Annotated in this window: 23 protein-coding genes; 10 read left to right on the forward strand and 13 right to left on the reverse strand. The window is 57.2% G+C overall.

Annotated elements, in window-relative coordinates; all coding sequences use genetic code 11:
* From ACT4MF_RS16370 to ACT4MF_RS16380, 3 genes are all read right to left on the reverse strand, one after another.
* Window positions 1–381 (reverse strand): hypothetical protein (locus ACT4MF_RS16370; RefSeq protein ID WP_444683401.1); only part of this gene is annotated, 381 nt, incomplete at its 3' end.
* 137 nt (window positions 382–518) lie between these two features.
* Window positions 519–794, reverse strand: a complete 276-nt coding sequence (locus ACT4MF_RS16375) for a DUF7521 family protein (RefSeq protein ID WP_004594584.1) — start codon at window positions 792–794, stop codon at window positions 519–521.
* A 3-nt stretch (window positions 795–797) separates the two neighbouring features.
* Window positions 798–1148, reverse strand: coding sequence for an ArsR/SmtB family transcription factor (locus ACT4MF_RS16380; RefSeq protein ID WP_092817278.1), 351 nt, complete (start codon window positions 1146–1148; stop codon window positions 798–800).
* Window positions 1149–1262: 114 nt separating this feature from the next.
* On the opposite strand from ACT4MF_RS16380, the gene ACT4MF_RS16385 reads away from it, so the two are divergent.
* Window positions 1263–1823 carry a DoxX family protein gene (locus tag ACT4MF_RS16385; RefSeq protein ID WP_092817279.1) on the forward strand — a complete coding sequence of 187 codons (561 nt, stop codon included), beginning with the start codon at window positions 1263–1265 and terminating at the stop codon, window positions 1821–1823.
* Window positions 1824–1853: 30 nt separating this feature from the next.
* Window positions 1854–2252 (forward strand): SHOCT domain-containing protein, encoded by a 399-nt coding sequence (locus tag ACT4MF_RS16390; RefSeq protein WP_049986209.1) that lies wholly within the window; start codon window positions 1854–1856, stop codon window positions 2250–2252.
* 11 nt (window positions 2253–2263) lie between these two features.
* On the opposite strand, the gene ACT4MF_RS16395 is transcribed toward ACT4MF_RS16390, so the two are convergent.
* The gene (locus ACT4MF_RS16395) at window positions 2264–2713 is read right to left on the reverse strand and encodes a universal stress protein (protein ID WP_092817280.1); all 450 of its coding nucleotides are present in this window, start codon (window positions 2711–2713) and stop codon (window positions 2264–2266) included.
* 184 nt (window positions 2714–2897) lie between these two features.
* Here ACT4MF_RS16395 and ACT4MF_RS16400 point away from each other — a divergent pair, with 184 nt between their 5' ends.
* Entirely contained in the window at window positions 2898–3398 is a 501-nt protein-coding gene (locus ACT4MF_RS16400) for a CBS domain-containing protein (RefSeq protein WP_004594590.1), read from the forward strand.
* A gap of 68 nt (window positions 3399–3466) precedes the next feature.
* Here the strand turns inward: ACT4MF_RS16400 and acnA are convergent, their stop codons facing one another.
* Complete coding sequence (gene acnA / locus ACT4MF_RS16405; RefSeq protein ID WP_050050398.1) at window positions 3467–6250, reverse strand: aconitate hydratase AcnA; 2784 nt, start codon at window positions 6248–6250, stop codon at window positions 3467–3469.
* Window positions 6251–6321: 71 nt separating this feature from the next.
* On the reverse strand, window positions 6322–6519 hold the full coding sequence (locus ACT4MF_RS16410; protein ID WP_049938510.1) for a heavy-metal-associated domain-containing protein: 198 nt from the start codon (window positions 6517–6519) through the stop codon (window positions 6322–6324).
* Between the two features lie 134 nt (window positions 6520–6653).
* Between ACT4MF_RS16410 and ACT4MF_RS16415 the strand changes: the two genes are divergently transcribed.
* The 7 genes from ACT4MF_RS16415 (at window position 6654) to ACT4MF_RS16445 (ending at window position 13541) form a co-directional block, all read left to right on the forward strand.
* Entirely contained in the window at window positions 6654–7244 is a 591-nt protein-coding gene (locus ACT4MF_RS16415; protein ID WP_049986206.1) for an AsnC family transcriptional regulator, read from the forward strand.
* A 94-nt stretch (window positions 7245–7338) separates the two neighbouring features.
* Window positions 7339–9945 carry a heavy metal translocating P-type ATPase gene (locus ACT4MF_RS16420; protein WP_004594598.1) on the forward strand — a complete coding sequence of 869 codons (2607 nt, stop codon included), beginning with the start codon at window positions 7339–7341 and terminating at the stop codon, window positions 9943–9945.
* A 17-nt stretch (window positions 9946–9962) separates the two neighbouring features.
* Window positions 9963–10187: a DUF7123 family protein gene (locus tag ACT4MF_RS16425; RefSeq protein ID WP_004594599.1), complete on the forward strand. Its 225-nt coding sequence runs from the start codon at window positions 9963–9965 to the stop codon at window positions 10185–10187.
* Window positions 10184–11185 carry a DUF63 family protein gene (locus ACT4MF_RS16430; RefSeq protein WP_050050397.1) on the forward strand — a complete coding sequence of 334 codons (1002 nt, stop codon included), beginning with the start codon at window positions 10184–10186 and terminating at the stop codon, window positions 11183–11185. Before ACT4MF_RS16425 ends, ACT4MF_RS16430 begins: the two co-directional genes overlap by 4 nt.
* 67 nt (window positions 11186–11252) lie before the next feature.
* Window positions 11253–12389: an NAD(P)/FAD-dependent oxidoreductase gene (locus ACT4MF_RS16435; RefSeq protein WP_231741202.1), complete on the forward strand. Its 1137-nt coding sequence runs from the start codon at window positions 11253–11255 to the stop codon at window positions 12387–12389.
* 324 nt (window positions 12390–12713) lie between these two features.
* Window positions 12714–13247 (forward strand): DoxX family protein, encoded by a 534-nt coding sequence (locus ACT4MF_RS16440; RefSeq protein ID WP_049986202.1) that lies wholly within the window; start codon window positions 12714–12716, stop codon window positions 13245–13247.
* Between the two features lie 6 nt (window positions 13248–13253).
* Window positions 13254–13541: a hypothetical protein gene (locus ACT4MF_RS16445; RefSeq protein ID WP_004594603.1), complete on the forward strand. Its 288-nt coding sequence runs from the start codon at window positions 13254–13256 to the stop codon at window positions 13539–13541.
* A 244-nt stretch (window positions 13542–13785) separates the two neighbouring features.
* Here the strand turns inward: ACT4MF_RS16445 and ACT4MF_RS16450 are convergent, their stop codons facing one another.
* The 7 genes from ACT4MF_RS16450 to ACT4MF_RS16480 form a co-directional block, all read right to left on the reverse strand.
* Window positions 13786–14634: a plastocyanin/azurin family copper-binding protein gene (locus ACT4MF_RS16450; protein WP_227262414.1), complete on the reverse strand. Its 849-nt coding sequence runs from the start codon at window positions 14632–14634 to the stop codon at window positions 13786–13788.
* Between the two features lie 134 nt (window positions 14635–14768).
* Entirely contained in the window at window positions 14769–15122 is a 354-nt protein-coding gene (locus ACT4MF_RS16455; protein WP_049983674.1) for an SHOCT domain-containing protein, read from the reverse strand.
* Window positions 15123–15128: 6 nt separating this feature from the next.
* Window positions 15129–15545: a DUF302 domain-containing protein gene (locus ACT4MF_RS16460; protein ID WP_004048654.1), complete on the reverse strand. Its 417-nt coding sequence runs from the start codon at window positions 15543–15545 to the stop codon at window positions 15129–15131.
* Window positions 15546–15644: 99 nt separating this feature from the next.
* On the reverse strand, window positions 15645–15992 hold the full coding sequence (locus tag ACT4MF_RS16465; protein ID WP_049986201.1) for an SHOCT domain-containing protein: 348 nt from the start codon (window positions 15990–15992) through the stop codon (window positions 15645–15647).
* 63 nt (window positions 15993–16055) lie between these two features.
* On the reverse strand, window positions 16056–16373 hold the full coding sequence (locus tag ACT4MF_RS16470; protein ID WP_004048656.1) for a hypothetical protein: 318 nt from the start codon (window positions 16371–16373) through the stop codon (window positions 16056–16058).
* A gap of 272 nt (window positions 16374–16645) precedes the next feature.
* Entirely contained in the window at window positions 16646–17350 is a 705-nt protein-coding gene (locus ACT4MF_RS16475) for a DUF7546 family protein (RefSeq protein ID WP_123624180.1), read from the reverse strand.
* 33 nt (window positions 17351–17383) lie between these two features.
* Window positions 17384–17965 (reverse strand): helix-turn-helix transcriptional regulator, encoded by a 582-nt coding sequence (locus ACT4MF_RS16480; RefSeq protein WP_004048657.1) that lies wholly within the window; start codon window positions 17963–17965, stop codon window positions 17384–17386.
* Between the last annotated feature and the right edge of the window lie 61 nt (window positions 17966–18026).

Raw genomic sequence — 18026 nt, forward strand, 5'->3', positions numbered from 1 at the left:
GTGTCGTCCGGGACAACGATATGGTGTCACGCGCTCAGGCTGTGCCAGCTGTTTCGTCCTCGGGGTAAACACGTACTTCCATTCTATCGACTCTGGACGCTCGTACAGGAACGCGGTGGCAAATCTCTGATACAGGTCGGGAAATAAGAGGACTATCGCACCGAACACGCCGGTAAGATTCATCAGCAATGCGTATGCTCGCCCGTTAAAGAGTGAAAGCGCAGCTATCAGAACACCCTCCGACCGGACTGCTGGACGTATCCACCCTCTCACTGTTCCCTCGTCTGGATTCGAAATGGCGAGTTTCTCGAAGAGCTCGACGATTTCGTCCGGGAACAGCGCTGAGATAGCGCCGAGGACACCGACGAGTGTTCGAATCATACGATATGGTACGACCGATATGGATATAACTCCCACTGCGACGCTACACTATCGAGAACGAGGGGAGTCCGAACAGTAGCGGCTTCGAACCGGGCACGACGCGCAGAGGCCGCTTGTCGAATGGGCGTCCTGAATCCTTATGGATTCGGGGCATACAGGGCGTAGAGGATAGACAGCATCCCGGCTGCGGTGACGAGTGCTGCGACGAATCCTGCTTCGAAGATCGACACCTGGAGGAGTTCGAAGAGGACGCCTTCAAGGAGGCCGCCAAGCCCGACCAATGCGAAGCCGGCGGCGACGTACAGGAGTAACTGCGTGTGATGTCGTTGGTACCCGCGATAGGCCTGATATGCGATGACCAGTGCTAACGCGGTCGTGAACAGTTTGCCGATGACGAATAGCGTGTGGTCCATGATTCAGTCTCCCCGCATTTCCTCGAAGATGGTCGTAATCCGGTCGGCGGGGTCAGGCTGGATGTCGATGTTGACGTCGAAGCCCTCCGCCTGCAGGAGGATTTCGATGCGTTCGAGGCGCGCCTCATACTCGCTGTAGTGCCGTCCCCCGGGGTCGACGTGCGTATACTCCTCGAGGAGGCCCTGCTCGACGAGGCGGGTGACACGGCGCGAGACGGTCGGGCGTGACATGTCACATTCCTCGCTGAGCTCCTTCGCAGACAGGCGGTCGGTCTTCGTCGCCACGAGGATGTCGCGGGCGTACTCGTCGTCGAGTGTCGCGAAGATTTCCGACGGGTCGGCCTCCTCAGTCACACGTCTCTACTCGCGACAGGAGCGTAATATAGCCCGCCGATTTTCTGACCCAGAACGCCGGCTCGCCGTTATATCGTCTCTGCCTCCGTACTGATAGTTGAAGGTGCAATAACTATGTCCACACTCGACTCCGGCATGAATCAGCTCGAGAGCAGAGTCGGCGGTCTGACCGTCGGCGGGAAAGTTCACAGTCTCAGTGCGTGGTTCGTGCTCGCGCTCCGTCTCATGATGGGCTACGCGTTCGCGTACTCCGGGTTCACGAAGATCACCGGCGAGTTCGCCGCGGGCGGTTACCTCACGAACGTCGCGGCGACGAACGGCAACCCGCTCGCGGGGATGTTCGCGTGGATGGGGAGTACGCCGTGGTTCGTCGAGTTCGCGAACGTGGCCGTCCCGTGGGGCGAGCTGTTCATCGGCCTCGGCCTGCTCGTCGGCGCGTTCGTCCGCCTCGCGGCGTTCTTCGGCGCGCTCATGATGCTCATGTTCTACTTCGGGAACTGGGACATGAGCCACGGGTTCATCAACGGGGACTTCGCGTACATGCTCGTGTTCCTCGCGGTCGCCGCGTTCGCCGCGGGCCGCATCCTGGGCCTCGACCAGTACATCGAGAACTACGACGTCGGTGGCGAGACGCTCGTTGAGCGCTACCCCGCCCTCGAATACATCCTCGGCTAACCACGCCGAACTCTCTTCAGGAGTACAATAATGCAAAATCCAATTCAAGCACGCGGGATTCGTTCTCTGGGACTCATCGTCATCGGAGCACTGACGCTAGCCGTCATCATTGGAATGACTCTGACGCACGCTGCTGTTCCAGATACAGTGATGTGGGACTGGCATGACGGGATGTGGAATGATGGTCACATGGCCGGGTGGGGAATATGGAGCTGGGGGATGATGTTGATCGGTTTGCTGTGGATGGCACTTCTGATCGCCCTTCCCGTCTACATCGTCTACTGGCTGACAACGCGGTCGCCATCGGACGGCCCCACCGAGGATAGCGCACTCGCTGTCCTCCAGGAACGGTACGCTCGCGGCGAAATCGACGACGAGGAGTTCGAACGCCGGCGCGCCCGACTCACGCCTGACGGCGGCCGTTACTGACTGTTCTTCCCCTATTCGTCGACTTCCGTCTTCACGACGGTCGCTGGGCGGGTCGTCAATCGAAGGACGCGGTCGGTCACGCTTCCGAGCAAGGCCCGGTATTCTTCCGGCCGGTGTTTCGTTCCAAGTACAAGTAGATCCATATCTTCGGCATCAGCATACCGTACAATCGTCTCAGCCGGTCGGCCGTGCTCAATTGCTTTGACAACATTGACACCGACCTCCTTCGCTTTATATTGGATGTCTGCGATTGTTTCCGTTCCAAGTTCTTCGAGGCCATGTTCTGGGCCTTCGGCTTCATCAACGTACTCGTCACCGCTGTATGCTGTTACGACGTCCTCATCGACTACATACAGAACATGAAGATCGGCATTATGGGCCTCTGCTAGCGCGATAGCATGGGATTCAGCTTCCTCAGAAGCAACTGTCCCGTCAGTCGAGAGCAAAACCGTATCGTACATTTCTCTTTACTTATTGAGACTAGATTATAAAAGCCAGCGCTCTTGGATAGTGGCGTAGCTGGTAACACTTTTTGTAACTTCACAAAGTTTGGAGATTGTCGTCTCTCACGGTTGAAGAGTGGAGGATTTCTATGACGACCAGCTGATGCTAAGCTATTTCCTGTTATGAGTCGTACTGATTAGCATGGGTACCAGACCAACTGACCTCCGGATGGATATTGGTCGTATTGCTGATGAGTCGGTCGCCCGTGTCACGCCTGACGCCACGGTTGCCGAGATCGCTCACACGATGATCTCCCAATCGCGGTGTGCCAGGTACGTGGTCGTCGAAGAATCCGATCAGATCTCTGGTATCATCACCGATCGAGACCTGATTGCTAACCTGCTCACCGAGGAAAGCGAGTTAAGTGTGCTCACAGCCGAGACGAGTGGAGACGACGTACGAGCTGCTGACGTGATGACGCGTGACCCACTTACTGTGCCAGCAGATGCTGAGATTCCAAAAGTCCTGAGACAAATGAACGAAGCGGGTGCTCGACACGTCCCGGTTGTTGAAGACGGGAGCGTTATCGGGATGATCACTCTGGACGATTTAATTACGCATGTTGCTGGTGAGAGCGCACACGTTTCAGCTCAGATGGATAACGTAGCGGGCATCATCCGAACAGAGTCTACGCACGATTGAAACGCTAATTTGGACTCAAAGTTTTTCGTGTTGCTTGTGCTTCCAGAAATAGAGTCAGTTGAGAGAGATTATCGCATGAGGAGCCGTCTAAGGACGTAGTGGAGGATGCCGCCGTGTTCGATATAGGTCACGGCGGCCGGCGTGCCGACCTGTGCTGTGACCGGGAACTCGACAGTCGACCCGTCCGCGCGCTCGGCGATAACGGTCAGTTCGTCCATCACATCGAGCCCGTCATCGAGGCCGTGGATCGTGAAGATCTCAGACCCATCCAGACCGAGAGATTCCCACGAGTCGCCATCATCGAACTGCAGGGGGAGCACACCCATGCCGACGAGGTTGTCGCGGTAGATGCGCTCGTAACTCTCGGCGATGGTTGCGCGAACACCGAGTAGGTCCGTTCCTTTCGCCGCCCAGTCCCGGCTGGAGCCGGTACCGAACTCTTCGCCTGCCATCACGACGAGCGGGACTCCCTCCTCGCGGTAGCGCTGGCTGGCTTCGAACACGGTCGTCTGCTCGTCGGTTGGGTGGTGGATCGTATAGCCACCCTCGACATCGTCGAGCATCTCGTTCTCGATGCGGACATTGGCGAACGTTCCCCGCATCATCACCTCGTGGTTGCCCCGGCGCGCGCCGTAGGTGTTGAACTCGTGCGGCTCAACGCCGTTATCGAGCAGCCACTGGCCGGCAGGGAGGTCAGATCCGAAGGGGCCAGCAGGGCTGATGTGGTCGGTCGTAACGGTATCGCCGAGTGTCAGCAGGCAGCGTGCATCCTCAATATCGGCGACGCCGGGTTTTTCGAGGGGGAAGTCCTGGAAGAACGGCGGCTCTCGGATGTATGTCGAGTCGTCGTCCCACTCGTAGACGTCACCTGTGGGCGCGTCGAGAGCAGCCCACCGCTCGTCACCCTCGAACACAGAGGCATACTTCTCCTCGAACATCTCAGGAGAGACGTTCTCGTGGATTGCTGCCTGCACGTCCGCTGCGTCGGGCCAGATGTCCGCCAGATACACCGATCCCCCCTCCTCGTCGGTGCCTAGCGGCTCGTTCTCGAGGTCGACGTCCATCCGCCCTGCGAGGCCGTAGGCGACGACGAGCGGCGGGCTCGCGAGGTAGTTCGCGCGGATCTTCGGGTGAATACGCGCCTCGAAGTTCCGATTTCCGGAGAGGACGCTCGTCGTCCAGAGGTCGTGGTCGTCGATCGCTTGCTCGATGGGATCGGGAAGTGGTCCGGCGTTCCCGATACAAGTGGTACAGCCGTAGCCGACGACCGCGTACCCGAGCTCTTCGAGATACGGAAGCAGGCCCGATTCCTCGAGGTACTGCGTGACGACGCGACTGCCGGGTGCGAGACTCGTCTTGACGTACGGCGGGACATCTAAACCTTTCTCGACGGCGTTCTGGGCAAGCAGACCAGCAGCGATCATCACCGACGGGTTCGAAGTGTTCGTACAGCTCGTGATGGCGCTGACGAGGACGTCTCCGTGTCCAATTTCCACTGTCTCACCGTCGAGGTCGACCTCAACGCGTTTGGTTAACGGGTGCAGTTCCGATTCGGGTTCGACCTGAACACCGCCGTCGGTCTCCGCACCAGCTGCATCACCTTCGCCGAGCCACCGCTGTAGGGCGTCTTCGTCGACATCATCGAGGTCGTCTTCGAACTCCCCGTGGAGAAGTCCCCGGAAGCTCTGTTTCACGTCCCCCATCGGAATCCGGTCCTGTGGCCGCTTATGTCCGGCGAGACTCGGCTCAACAGTCGAAAGATCGAACTCGACCACCTCGGTGTATTCCGGTTCCTGTTCTCCGAATAGCCCTTGCGCTTCGAGGTACTCGCGAACAAGGTCGATGTGGGCGGGGTCACGCCCGGTGAGTTCGAGATACTCGAGCGTCTGCTCGTCGACCGGGAACATACTGATCGTCGAGCCCTGTTCGGGCGCCATATTGGCGATCGTGGCCCGGTCGGGGACTGTGAGATTCTCCACACCAGGACCGAAGAATTCGACGAACCGGTCGACGACGCCGACCTCGCGGAGCCGTTCGGTGATGTGGAGCACGAGATCCGTCGCCGTCGCGCCCTCGGGTAATTCGCCTTCGAGGCGGACGCCGACGACCTCGGGAAGTTTCATCGTGACCGGCTGACCGAGCATTGCCGCTTCCGCTTCAATGCCGCCGACGCCCCAGCCGACCACACCGATGCCACCGATCATTGGGGTGTGGCTGTCCGTGCCGACGAGTGTGTCCGGCAGGAGCCATTTCTCACCGTCTCGCTCGCGGGCGTGGACGACCCGGCCCAGATGCTCGAGATTCACCTGGTGGACGATGCCGGTCCCCGGCGGGACGACGTTGAAGTTCTCGAAGGCGTTCTGCGCCCACTTGATCGCGCGATACCGTTCGGCGTTGCGCTCGTACTCCAGTTCGACGTTCTTCTCGTAGGCGTCCTCGGAGTCGAAGTAGTCGACTTGGACGCTGTGGTCGATTACGAGATCAATAGGGATCTCTGGTTCGACCAGGGTCGGGTCCCGATCTTTGCGGTCGACTTCGGATCGAAGGGCCGCCAGGTCGACAACTGCGGGCACGCCAGTGAGATCCTGTAGGACGACTCGTGATGGAGAGAACGGAACCTCTGCGTCCGGTACGTCTGGCTTCCAGCCAGCAGCATTCTTGACATCCGCTGCAGTAACAGTTTCGCCGTCGGCGTTCCGGAGCACCGACTCAAGCAGAATACGGATGCTCACAGGGAGCGTGTCGAGGTCACAGAGCCCCTGCTCTTCGAGTGCTCGAAGATCGGCCATCTTGTACGTCGTCCCGTCGACGTCGAGCTCGCGGACGGCATCGAACGGAAGTGTATCAGTCATAGTATCTACACCTGGGATTGGCAGTCGTATCAATCCCTCTCCGAATCCGATTCGACGAGAATCGGGATTTGTTACGCAGAGGCATCGTATCCAGCGTCTTCGACCACAGTCACAAGCTCATCCCGTTCAGCGGACCCCTCGACCGTCGCGGATTCTGAGTCACGATCCGCAGTAGCAGACGTAACCCCCTCAACTTCTTCGAGTGCCTCTTCGACGGTCTGCTCGCAATGTTCACAGGTCATTCCTTCGACGGTGATTGTCTGAGTCATATCCATTCGTAGATAGGGGCGAGTATTCTATGTGGTTTTCTGCTTAGAATCCAATGTTGTCGCAGCCCTGGATCACCGATTTCGAAGGTGTGTTGTGGGCAACAATAATGTATCCTGCGAGACGAAGCGGTCGTATGCGCAATTTGGATGAAACCGACTTAGAAATCCTCTCGTTACTCGCTGATGACGCCCGCCGCCCGTTCAGCGATATTGGCGAGGAGGTCGACTTGTCGGGGCCAGCCGTGTCTGACCGGGTAAAGCGATTACAGGAAGCTGGCATCATTAACAACTTCACGATTGACGTCAACCGGGCTCATCTCCGAGCTGGTGTACCGGTATTTATTCAGGCCGAAATCGGCTCAGCGTCGTTGGAGGCCGCCCGCGAGCGGGCTCGAGAGTCAGATGGCGTTGAACACGTCTTCACGACCTCCGAAGGAGATCTTTGGTTCTATGCCCGTGTTGAAGCCCAGAACGTACGTCAGTGGGTAGATGGACTCTTTAACGAGATCGATGTAGCAGATTACACCGTCACGCTAATTGACGAGCTTGAATGGACGCCGTCCGTTGATGGCGTCGAATTTGCACTCACCTGTGCTGAATGTAACAATACCGTTGATAATCAAGGTGAAACGACGAGAATCGACGGAGAGATCTATCACTTCTGTTGTCCGTCCTGTCTCACACGGTTCGACGATCGGTATCAGCGACTCGAAGAGGGAGCGTAACGCTGTCTTTGGAATCCAAATTTTCCTGCAGTCGAAACCCCGCCTCTCGAAGCAGTAAATCGCCTAAACCTAGACCCCGTATAGTAGAACAGGCATGACAAGCCAAACAATCCATCTTGATATCACGGGAATGTCCTGCGCCAACTGTTCGGCGACGATCCAGGACACTCTCGAATCGCTCGACGGGGTATCGGAGGCGGATGCGAACTTCGCCACCGACGAGGGTTCCGTCACCTACGACCCTGAAGAGGTATCGCTCAAAGAAATCTACGACGCGATCGACGAGGCCGGGTACGGCGCAGTCTCTGAGACGGTAACGATTGCCATCTCCGATATGACCTGTGCCAACTGCGCCGAGACCAACCAAACCGCTCTTGAAAATATTCCGGGCGTCGTTAATGCGGAGGTCAATTACGCAACCGACGAAGCACAGGTCACCTACAATCCTGCGGAAGTATCTATTGGTGCGCTGTACGATGCTATCGAGGAGGCTGGCTACTCGCCCGTCCGCGAAGATGGTGCCGACGAAGAGTCGGGCCAGGACGCACGAGATGCCGCCCGTCAAGCCGAAACTCGGAAGCAACTCAGGTTGACCCTCTTTGGGGCAGTGTTATCGGCACCGTTGCTCTTCTTCCTCATCGACAATTATCTGCTCGGTGGCGCGATCGTCCCTGAAGCCGTCTTCGGTGTGGAACTTGGCTGGGTTGAGTTCCTCCTCGCCACGCCGGTACAGGCGATCCTCGGCTGGCCGTTCTATAAGAACTCGTACAAGGCGATCGTGAAGAACGGCCGCGCCAATATGGACGTGCTGATTGCGATCGGTTCAACAACGGCCTATCTATACTCTGTGGCAGTCCTTGCTGAACTCATTGCAGGTGGACTTTATTTCGACACGGCAGCCCTCATCCTCGTGTTCATCACGTTGGGTAACTATCTCGAAGCTCGGTCGAAGGGCCAAGCGGGTGAGGCCCTCCGAAAGCTCCTCGAAATGGAAGCCGAAACGGCGACCATTGTCCGCGAGGACGGCAGTGAAGAAGAAGTTCCGCTTGAAGAGGTCACAACTGGTGACCGGATGAAAATTCGTCCAGGTGAGAAGATTCCCACAGACGGTGTCGTTGTCGACGGTCAGTCTGCCGTCGACGAGTCAATGGTCACTGGCGAATCTGTGCCTGTCGAGAAAGAGGAGGGCGATGAGGTCGTCGGCTCGACGATTAACGAGAACGGCGTCCTTGTCGTGGAGGCGACGAAGGTTGGAGAAGACACGGCCCTCCAACAGATCGTCCAGACAGTCAAGGAGGCCCAGTCGCGCCAGCCCGACATCCAGAATCTCGCCGACCGCATCTCCGCGTACTTCGTGCCTGCGGTCATCGCGAACGCCCTTCTCTGGGGTGTCGTCTGGTTCCTGTTCCCCGAGGCTCTCGCTGGCTTCGTCGACTGGCTCCCGCTGTGGGGTCAGGTTGCTGGCGGCCCGGCCCCGGTCGGTGGGACCGTTTCAGTCTTCGAGTTCGCGATAATTGTCTTCGCGTCCTCGATCCTCATCGCCTGTCCCTGTGCGCTGGGGCTGGCGACGCCCGCAGCGACGATGGTCGGGACGACGATTGGTGCCCAGAACGGCGTCCTGTTCAAGGGCGGTGACATCCTCGAACGAGCGAAAGACGTCGATACAGTCGTCTTCGACAAGACGGGCACACTCACCGAAGGGGAAATGGAACTCACCGACGTGGTCGTCTTTGATAGCGATGGAAATGTGGTGACTGACGGTGGCGAGCCGACCCCAGATGGTGGACAGCTCAGCACCCGTGAGCGCCTCTCAGAGGATGATGTGCTTCGACTGGCGGCGATAGCTGAAAGCGGCAGCGAACACCCGCTCGCCCGTGCAATCGTCGAAGGGGCCGAAGAACGCGGCCTGGACGTGACTGAGCCTGACGACTTCGAGAACGTTCCGGGCCACGGGATCAAAGCAGTCATTGGTGACAGCGAGGTGCTGGTCGGCAACCGCAAGCTGCTGCGGGACAACGGGATCGACCCCTCTCCCGCTGAGGAGACGATGGAACGCCTCGAGAACGAGGGGAAGACGGCGATGCTGGTCGCCTACGAGGGGGAGCTCGTGGGTGTGGTCGCCGACGCCGACACAGTGAAGGAAAGCTCCAAGCAGGCTGTCACAGCACTCCAGGAGCGGGGAGTTGACGTGATGATGATTACGGGCGACAACGAGCGAACTGCCCGTGCGGTCGCTAAACAGGTGGGTATCGACCCGAAGAACGTCCGCGCAGGAGTCCTTCCTGAGGACAAGTCCAACGCGGTCGACAGTATTCAAGACGAGGGCCGGCAGGCGATGATGGTCGGTGACGGCGTCAACGACGCTCCGGCACTCGCGGTCGCACACGTCGGGACAGCAATCGGCTCCGGCACCGACGTCGCCATCGAAGCTGCAGACGTCACGCTGATGCGAGACGACCCGCTCGACGTGGTAAAGGCGATCCGAATCTCAGACGCGACACTCCAGAAGATCAAACAGAACCTCGTGTGGGCGCTCGGTTACAACACGGCGATGATTCCGTTAGCGTCGCTCGGCCTCCTCCAGCCCGTGCTCGCTGCAGCAGCAATGGCGTTCTCGTCGGTGTCGGTGCTGACGAACAGTCTCCTGTTCCGGCGGTACACCCCCGATCACGACTACAAGCTCTTCGGATTTCTTCGCTAACCGTCACCTCTAGATCAATGTCGAATATTTCCCGGCACACGGTTCGAAGGTACCTCGTCGAGACAGCCAGTAGCGAACCGACATACCTCCGGGCTCGCGAGATTGCCAGCGACCTCGACGGATCTCCCAAGGCAGTCGCGCAGTACCTCAGCCAGCTCCAGGACGAACTCACAATCGTTTCACTCGAACAGTGGGGGCGCTCGAAAAGCACGACGTGGCGATTGGAGGTGAACGGGTCGTGAGTACTGTCACCCGCCGCGTCGAGACTGTCCTTCCGGAGACCGGCTCACGCGAGTGGTGGGCGCTGTACCTGCTGGCCCCGCTCGTCCTTCTCGGTGGGGGCATCCTCGTGTTTCCGACGTTGGTCTACGACCGGTTCATCTGGCAGTATCTCTGGGGACCAGTCGTCGCCGATGCGGCCGGTCAGCCAGTCACGCACGAGGGGATTCGTGCTGTCCAGGGCTACAACGCGGTGAACACGGTAATCTACCTCGCGGCAGTCGTATACAGCCTCCCCGGACTACGTGCGTATCTCGACCAACTCGACGTCACGTTCGACGCACGACTGGCCTACGGGTTCGCTCCGATCATCATCGCAGGTGGGGCGATGCGCGCCCTCGAGGATCTCGGGCTGCTCGGGGACTACGCGGTGTGGTTCATCACGCCATCGATTTACATCGTCGTCACCGCTGTCACCATCCTCGCGCTCGGTGTCGGTGCACTCTTGCGTGACCAAAATATCGGATCTATCCCGCTAACAGTCGGGCTCGTCGGGTCGGTGTGGGCTGTCGGGGCCGTCTGGTGGGCTGTTTGGCACGGCCTCTCGACATCGACCCCACTCCGCCTATGGGTTCCTGTCGCGACGACGGGGATAGCGCTCGGCGTAACCGCACTCTACTACTGGGGCACGAGTTTCGCCAATATCACCCACCTTCGACACCCGCTAATTCTGCTGGCCGTTTTCGGCCAGTTGTGGGACGCTGCGCAGAATCTCATCGGTGTGACGTTCCTCGGCTACTCCCCAAAGCTGGTCGTGACGAATCTCGTGTACCAGGCGACTGGATTCTCCGGATCGACGTTCGTGCTGAAACTCGTCGTGACTGTCGGCATCGTGTGGTATCTCGCCGATGCGAAAGAGGAGATGAATCACACGTGGTGGTGGCTTATGACGTTCTTCATCGGAGCGATCGGACTCCCGATGGGCGTTCGTGGGTCACTTCGGATGCTGTTGGGAGCTTAACGATGGCCTCAAAGATTGGCAAAAACCGATGACTCGAACGTCCAAAATTGCGGTAATAGGTGGAGGGATGGCCGGGCTTGCAGCAGCTGCTGGATTCGACGACGCTGGATTCGTCGTCGAACTATATGAGCGGCAGTCCTACGATAGCAAAGGCGTTAATTGCGGAGAAGCGATGACAGCGGTATCGAAGATCCCACTCGAACCGACTGTAGAGAACGGCTTTCTCAACCCGCTGCCAGCGATGGAAGTGGAGGTGTATGACGGAATCGACGCCGATCGCCACCGCACTGGAGCCGGCACCTTTCCTGCTGCGGATACATATATAACGGACCGAAATGTCGTTGAGCAGTCCTGGGCAGAACAACTCTCAGAGAAGGGTGTTGACATCCACGAAAACCAGTCTATCACACGGACAGATTTCCACGAGTTCACCGATGAGTATGATCTCGTCGTTGATGCAACCGGTCAGCCATCACTCTCTAGTAAAGCGCTCGGAACAACCAACGAGTATTCAGGATATATGGTAGCGCTTAACAGTGATGTCGAAGGGGACTTCACCGAGTTGTACCCGAACAGCCGGATAATTCTGGAGAACTATACAGGGTACTCGTGGGCATTCCCGAAGACATCGCAACGAGCCAACGTTGGTATCGGCTGGACGGTCAGTGACCGGCCTAATGATTATATGAAGGCATTGAGGGAAGCCTGTGAGCGGAATGGGTGGCCAGTCCCGTCGCAGGAACGGACGAACGTCGCAATCATTCCCGAGGGACCAAGCCTTGATCCCGACAGAACCCATCTACCGGAGCATTCAGTCGTACGAGTGGGTGATGCTGCAGGTATAGCAAACCGACTCACCGGAAAGGGGATCTCACAGGCCGTTGAATCGGGATTCTTGGCCGCAGAGCTGGCTAACAGAAGCCAATTACACAATTATCCTGATAGATTATATCAGAGGATGAAAACGGAGTACATTTTCGCCACAGTTGTGAGATACTTTCTTGAAACTCGTAATCCCAAGGTTCTGGGAGCAGCAATTCGTGCCGCTGCCGGGATCGATATTGAAGACGTTGACCGGTCTCCGAGTGCAGTTCTACTGCGTCTCCTCCGCCACCCTGTTTTATTTGCCCGTATTTTCTCGAGACGACGAGTTTTAAACCGTGTCTATGGAGGAATGACTAACCAGTGGGAGTTAATTGATTGATATCCACTCGAGTTAAATTCTCAGAATCTGTTAGCTACTGAGAGGATCGGTAAGTACAAAGGATTAGATCAGTAGATGAATTCAGTCCCTCAAACAGAATTTTCCGAAATCCAGAAATCGGTGGGCTCAGCTTCATCGGTGCTCCTGCTTACATGCCCCAGCACACAATCAGTGCGTTGAGGGTGACCGAATTCCTTCTTGAGGATCATCCAACTCACCTCTGACACCCGCGTTCCTGCAATGAGCCCCGACTCTTAGAGATCACGAACCACCACCAATCTTTTTACCACTTCTGATAAACTCAGTCGTGAGGTGAAGTATGCCATGTCAACACAATCCATTCGAACGAGATTTCTCGGAACTGAGACGTCGTTCTCGGTCTCAGGAGCCTGGTTGTCGTATTGGATCCTGCTGCTTCGGCTGACCGCCGGGTGGTGGATGCTCCACGCCGGCCTTGACAAGATCTGGGCGTGGCCCTTCGACGCCAGCTGGTTCGTCGGCGGAGCCGCTCAGGGCACGATTCTCGCCCCCTTCGTCACGCCGTTCAGCGACGGCATCCTGTTGGCGTTCGTCAACGTGGCGGTACCGCTTGGGCAAACCGCCATCGGTTTCGGGCTGATACTCGGTGTCCTCACGAGGACCGCCGCCTTCTTTGGTGCCTTCATGATGCTGTTCTTCTACTTCATCAACGGCTACGGTGGCGGCTGGGCCAACGGTATGGTCACGGGTGAACTACTTGGGATCATGGTCTTCGGAACCATTGTGGCACTCGGAGCGGGCGGCGTCCTGGCAGTCGATAACCGCCTGCGTGAGATGGAACTGTTCGAGAACACGCGATTACGGAAACTCCTCGGGTGACTACCAATGAGTGACTTATCAACGGCAGACCAAATCGCCATGTACGTCGGCGGTGGCTTGGTTGTCTTGGGCGTCGTCGTGATCGGCCTGCTCGACATGCTACTGGGAGCCGGGCACCCAGTCGATAGCGAGGGAGCAATCGAACACGCTGCAGTGGTCCCCATCGACATTAGGGCGGGCATCATCCTGCTCGGCTTGGTGATTTGGGGACTCGTCGCCGTTTACAAGTTTGCCGCAGGGTCGGCACCGTCGGGATCGACTACGGGCCAAACCCCATCCGGCATGGACGACTAGTTCAACAACTCAGTCTACGGCTCTCTCGTTGGTGTGGGCTACTGGATATCTTCTCCTCGTAGCCGTGCTCGCAATTGGTGTTTACTACCGAGCCACACAGGCGAGTTGATCACAAGAGAAATCAGTCATAAATGGAACAAAACAAGTCACGGGATCGTTCTGAAATCAAAGGTATCGGTGAGGGCGGTATTCTCTAATCCCCGAATCACTTGACCCCGGTGAGTTCACCCTCTCACGGTGGCAATCAGTTGGAGATGTCCTCATCAGTAGCATCTAATCGCTCACGGCGACGTCTATACTCCTCCTCGTCAATTTCGCCCCTGGCATAGCGGTTCTGGAGCGTTTTTCTGGCTGAGTCGTCGGTAGTCGATTGAGGAGATTTTTGGTTTCCAAGCCAGTAGAGCCCGCCACCGAGAACGCCCAGCATTCCGAGTACGCCACCAACAGCTGGTAGCCCTCCAACTCCACCTCCGTTGCGGCCACTCATCATTCCAGAACCACCTCGTCCCATCATTCCACCACCAGTATTCCCGCTTCCATCGCTGCTTGAGCCGTAGGCGACTGTACCCTGGTCAACAATCGCCTCACTCGATGGGACCTCTCCATCCGGGATTGAATCCTCCTCTGCCGGTCCGCCAGGACTGCCAACTACGATCCGTCCGACCATCCCAATCGACTTGTGCGGGATGCAGTAGTAATCATACGTCCCTGGCGTTTCGAACGTATATTCGAAGCTCCCGTCTGAGATCGTCCCACTATCGAAGGCGGAAGCGCCCTCCGGAATACGATCTGCGTACGCCGTAGCGGAATGTGCCCCCGCTGCGAGTTCAAATTGAACGGTTGTCCCGGGATCAACACGTAGGCCGATTGGGTCGAAGTAATTGTTTCCCATCTCCACGATGGGCGTCTCCTGTGCGTTCGCTGACTGAGCAAAGCCGGTGCTGGCGACTGCGCTGGCACCGACAATGCCTAAGAATTGACGTCGGCTGTGATGTGTCATGTTGTCTGGATCATTCTTCGGTGGGTAGCTACGCGCGATACTGGTGCGAAGACTTCGGACGTGACTCACTCCGAACTTGTCGTTTGTTCCCATTACTACTCATAACCATATGCTGAATCGAGCACACCATTTCGATGTAACGGAACGATGCTGCCGAACGGTTGGTTTCGATACCCTCGAGTCGATCCGCAGGTGTTCAAACGGGTGAAACGCGGTTTGGGTAGTGGTCACTCTGATTGTTCGAGCTTTTCTCGTCGGGCTTCGAACTCTTCGTCCGTGAGATCGCCACGAGCGTACGCCAGACGTAACTCTTCCATCGCGGGATTATGAGACGTCTGTGTCTCGCTCATCCGCCGGAAGATGAGATATCCACCGCCCAGAAGCGCAAGGAGGAAGATGACCGGGACGAGCATCCCGATGAGGGGCCACCAACCACCTGTGGTACCGTACTGGCCCATCATTCCTCCGTATCCCATCATCCCACCGAACCCCATACCCATTGTGAGCAAGGGAAGGAGGATGAACGCTCCGAGGACGATGAGCAGTATCGTCGTCGTATCCAGTTGATCCGATGATGCCATCAGAGATCAGGCCTCCGATGCGGATCCGAACTCGTCAGTTACGGCTGCCAGTACGCGGTCGAATCGTTCGCTGACCTCGGTCGCGACGGAGTCAAGCGCGTCGTTATCAGCGATCCCGACTAACTGTTCCGGGTCGACCGCACTCACCACGATGACGCCGTCATCGTTCTCGTAGACGATGACGTTACAGGGCAAGAGCGCACCGAGTTCAGTTTCTACACTCAACCCTTCGTATGCCAGCGGAGGATTGCACGCACCGAGGATGCGATACTGGCGGAACTCCTCACCGAGTTTCTCCTTGAGCGTCGCCTGAATGTCGATGTCACAGAGAACACCGAATCCCTCGTCTTTGAGCGCGGCATTCGTTGCGTCGACGACATCGTCGAACTCTCCATCAATCTTGGTTTGTATTGTGTAACTCATGTAATACTGTATCCTGTTTACGCACTTAAGCTCCCGTCGCCCCAACTGGCAGACGAGAATTTTTTCTCGACGATGCTCCTTCTATTTCGGTCATGGGCACTACTCGAGTTGCTTTCGTCGACGTTCGAACTCTTCATCGGAGAGTTCACCGCGAGCGTAACGCTCACGAAGAACCGAAAGCGGCCGACTATCACTCCTCTCAGAATCTCTGTTGAGGAGTGAGTAGACGAGATAGAGCGGGACGACGATTAGGAGCCCCATCCAAAGGAAGCTCCAGAGGCCCATTCCACCGCTGAAGACCCCCCAACCGCCGCTACCCATCATACCGCCGCCGTAGCCTCCACCACCGTGAGCCGCTGCGGTGCCCGTTGCTACAATCAACAGCGGAACCGCTAGTATTGCGATTCGACGAGTCGTCCGCCCGAGAGTGTTGGTGTAGTGTGTCATTGTGATCGTTGAGTCAGTAAGTCGAATATCTATCGTGTCAGACGAGGATCCGAACAGGGATCGTTAGCAGCCGTACCCCTGTCCGTTCATCCCCGTCGCGGTGTGATTGTCGTCCGCCATATCTTGGGCCATCTCGTCGACGGTCACGCCCATGTGCGCTTCCATCTCGTCAACGGCATTCGGGCCCATGTAGTCGGTCATGTGACCTTCCATCCAGGCCGCCCAGTCTGCTGCACTACCATCGGCTGGCGTCCCTTCAGCTGCCGTCTCGTTCCCCTGGATCGGTTCGTCACCGTGTGCGCTAACTACCGGGGCGGCAAACGCGAGTCCGACAATCGCGAGCACCACGAGCAGCCATCGTCCGAGGTTTCGGTTGGTCATTGTTTTTCGCCTCAAGTAGTCATACGGTGGGTTCGGAGTTATCTTCGTGGGAGTGAACTCAAACAGGAGAGCGTTCAAGAACGTCTATAACGCCATCTAAACGTTTTCTACTGACGGGATCGTTCATACCTGCCGAATTCGAAAGGATCAGAGGAATGGTGAGAGCAAAGGGGATCCGTCGAGACTGTTCACCTCATTGCGGCGATCCAGACAATAACCACGGTTCAGGCGGCGAGGGAGGCTCGGGTATTGCTGACCACGAACGAGATGGATCAGTTCCCTCGGAACTGGTGATACTGCCTCGTGAGTGCCTGACGATGGTAGAGGATTCCAATTGTCATGAGGAACAGAACGGTCGCAATTTCGTAGCCATACGCACCAAGCAATAACATCGTTGAAGAACCACTCAGTCCGCCTGCAAGTAGTACGGCAAACAACGGGCTAACGCAGGCAGGGCACGCCACAATCCCGACTATTCCTCCGACTGCCGACTGCGAGAAATCAAGCAATGCATCATAGACGAGATACGCCAGCGCGAACAGGCCAACCGCTTGGTAAGGAATGAGCGAGACCGTGATCAGGTCACCTGTATAGACGAAGACCGGACTCCATCCCAAAGATCGACCCCACGTTATTCCGAAGCCGCTTGGTCCAGTGAGCTGCCCGAAATGAGAGGTGCTCGGTCCAAGTAATCCTGAAAAATAAAACATCACGATGAGATATAGAGCAACGACAAGTGCGGCACCAATACGATACACTCGACGTTTCGTTACAGGTCGAGTGTGCCAGATCACCCAGACTGAGGCGGTGAACCAAATAAATGGAAGGACGAAATGGGTCCACCGGCTCCCCATATCTCCTGTGAAATATGCGTACACCAACCCGGCGATCAACTGTGCGGCGAGGAGGAGATTGAGCCACGTGCTTGACTTGAGAACCCGGCTAATGCGATCAGTTTCGAGTGTTGCTTGTGACATGATGGGTAGTGTTAGTATGAATTTCTACGTCTGTTAGTTCTGCAGGTCATCACTCGGATACACGCGGTAGGTTCGACCCTGTCGTTCCCGATACAGCAGCCCGCGCTCCTCGAGTGAACTCACGGTCTGGCTCACTTTACTCTTTGAGAACTCAGATCGATCCCGAAGTTCGATCTGCGTGATTCCAGGCGAGTTCAGGACGGGTTCAAGGACGCGTCGTTCATCATCCGGTAAGAGATCGAGAACGCGCGCTTGCGGATCCGATTCAGGATTGATAGGCGTCGCCGGCGAGGCGTCATCGTCTATCGATGTAGGCGTTGCCTCCGATACCTGATCGGGGTCGATGTGATCCGCTGAGTCGGTTGTCGAATCGATGAGATTCCCTCGAACCACGTAATAGATGCCACCGATACTGCCTGCGACCAGAAGGGTTCCAACCACGTACCAGAGAGGATCTGGACCGTGAATCGCCCCCATAGACGAGTCCATCATCGGCCCCATCGACTGCTCGATAGCGCGACGCTGTTGATAGGCCCGCCAACTGAGTAGTCCGCCAGCCAAGAGGACGAACCCAAGGAGCACACCAACGACGGTATCCGCTGGACGTTGGTTCATATGACATCCCCTTGTTTCGATATCTGACTGCTCATACAATCAATTTTGGCGCGACAGGTGT

Origin of the sequence: Halorubrum sp. FL23, assembly GCF_052439115.2 — an archaeon.
GTDB lineage: Archaea > Halobacteriota > Halobacteria > Halobacteriales > Haloferacaceae > Halorubrum > Halorubrum persicum.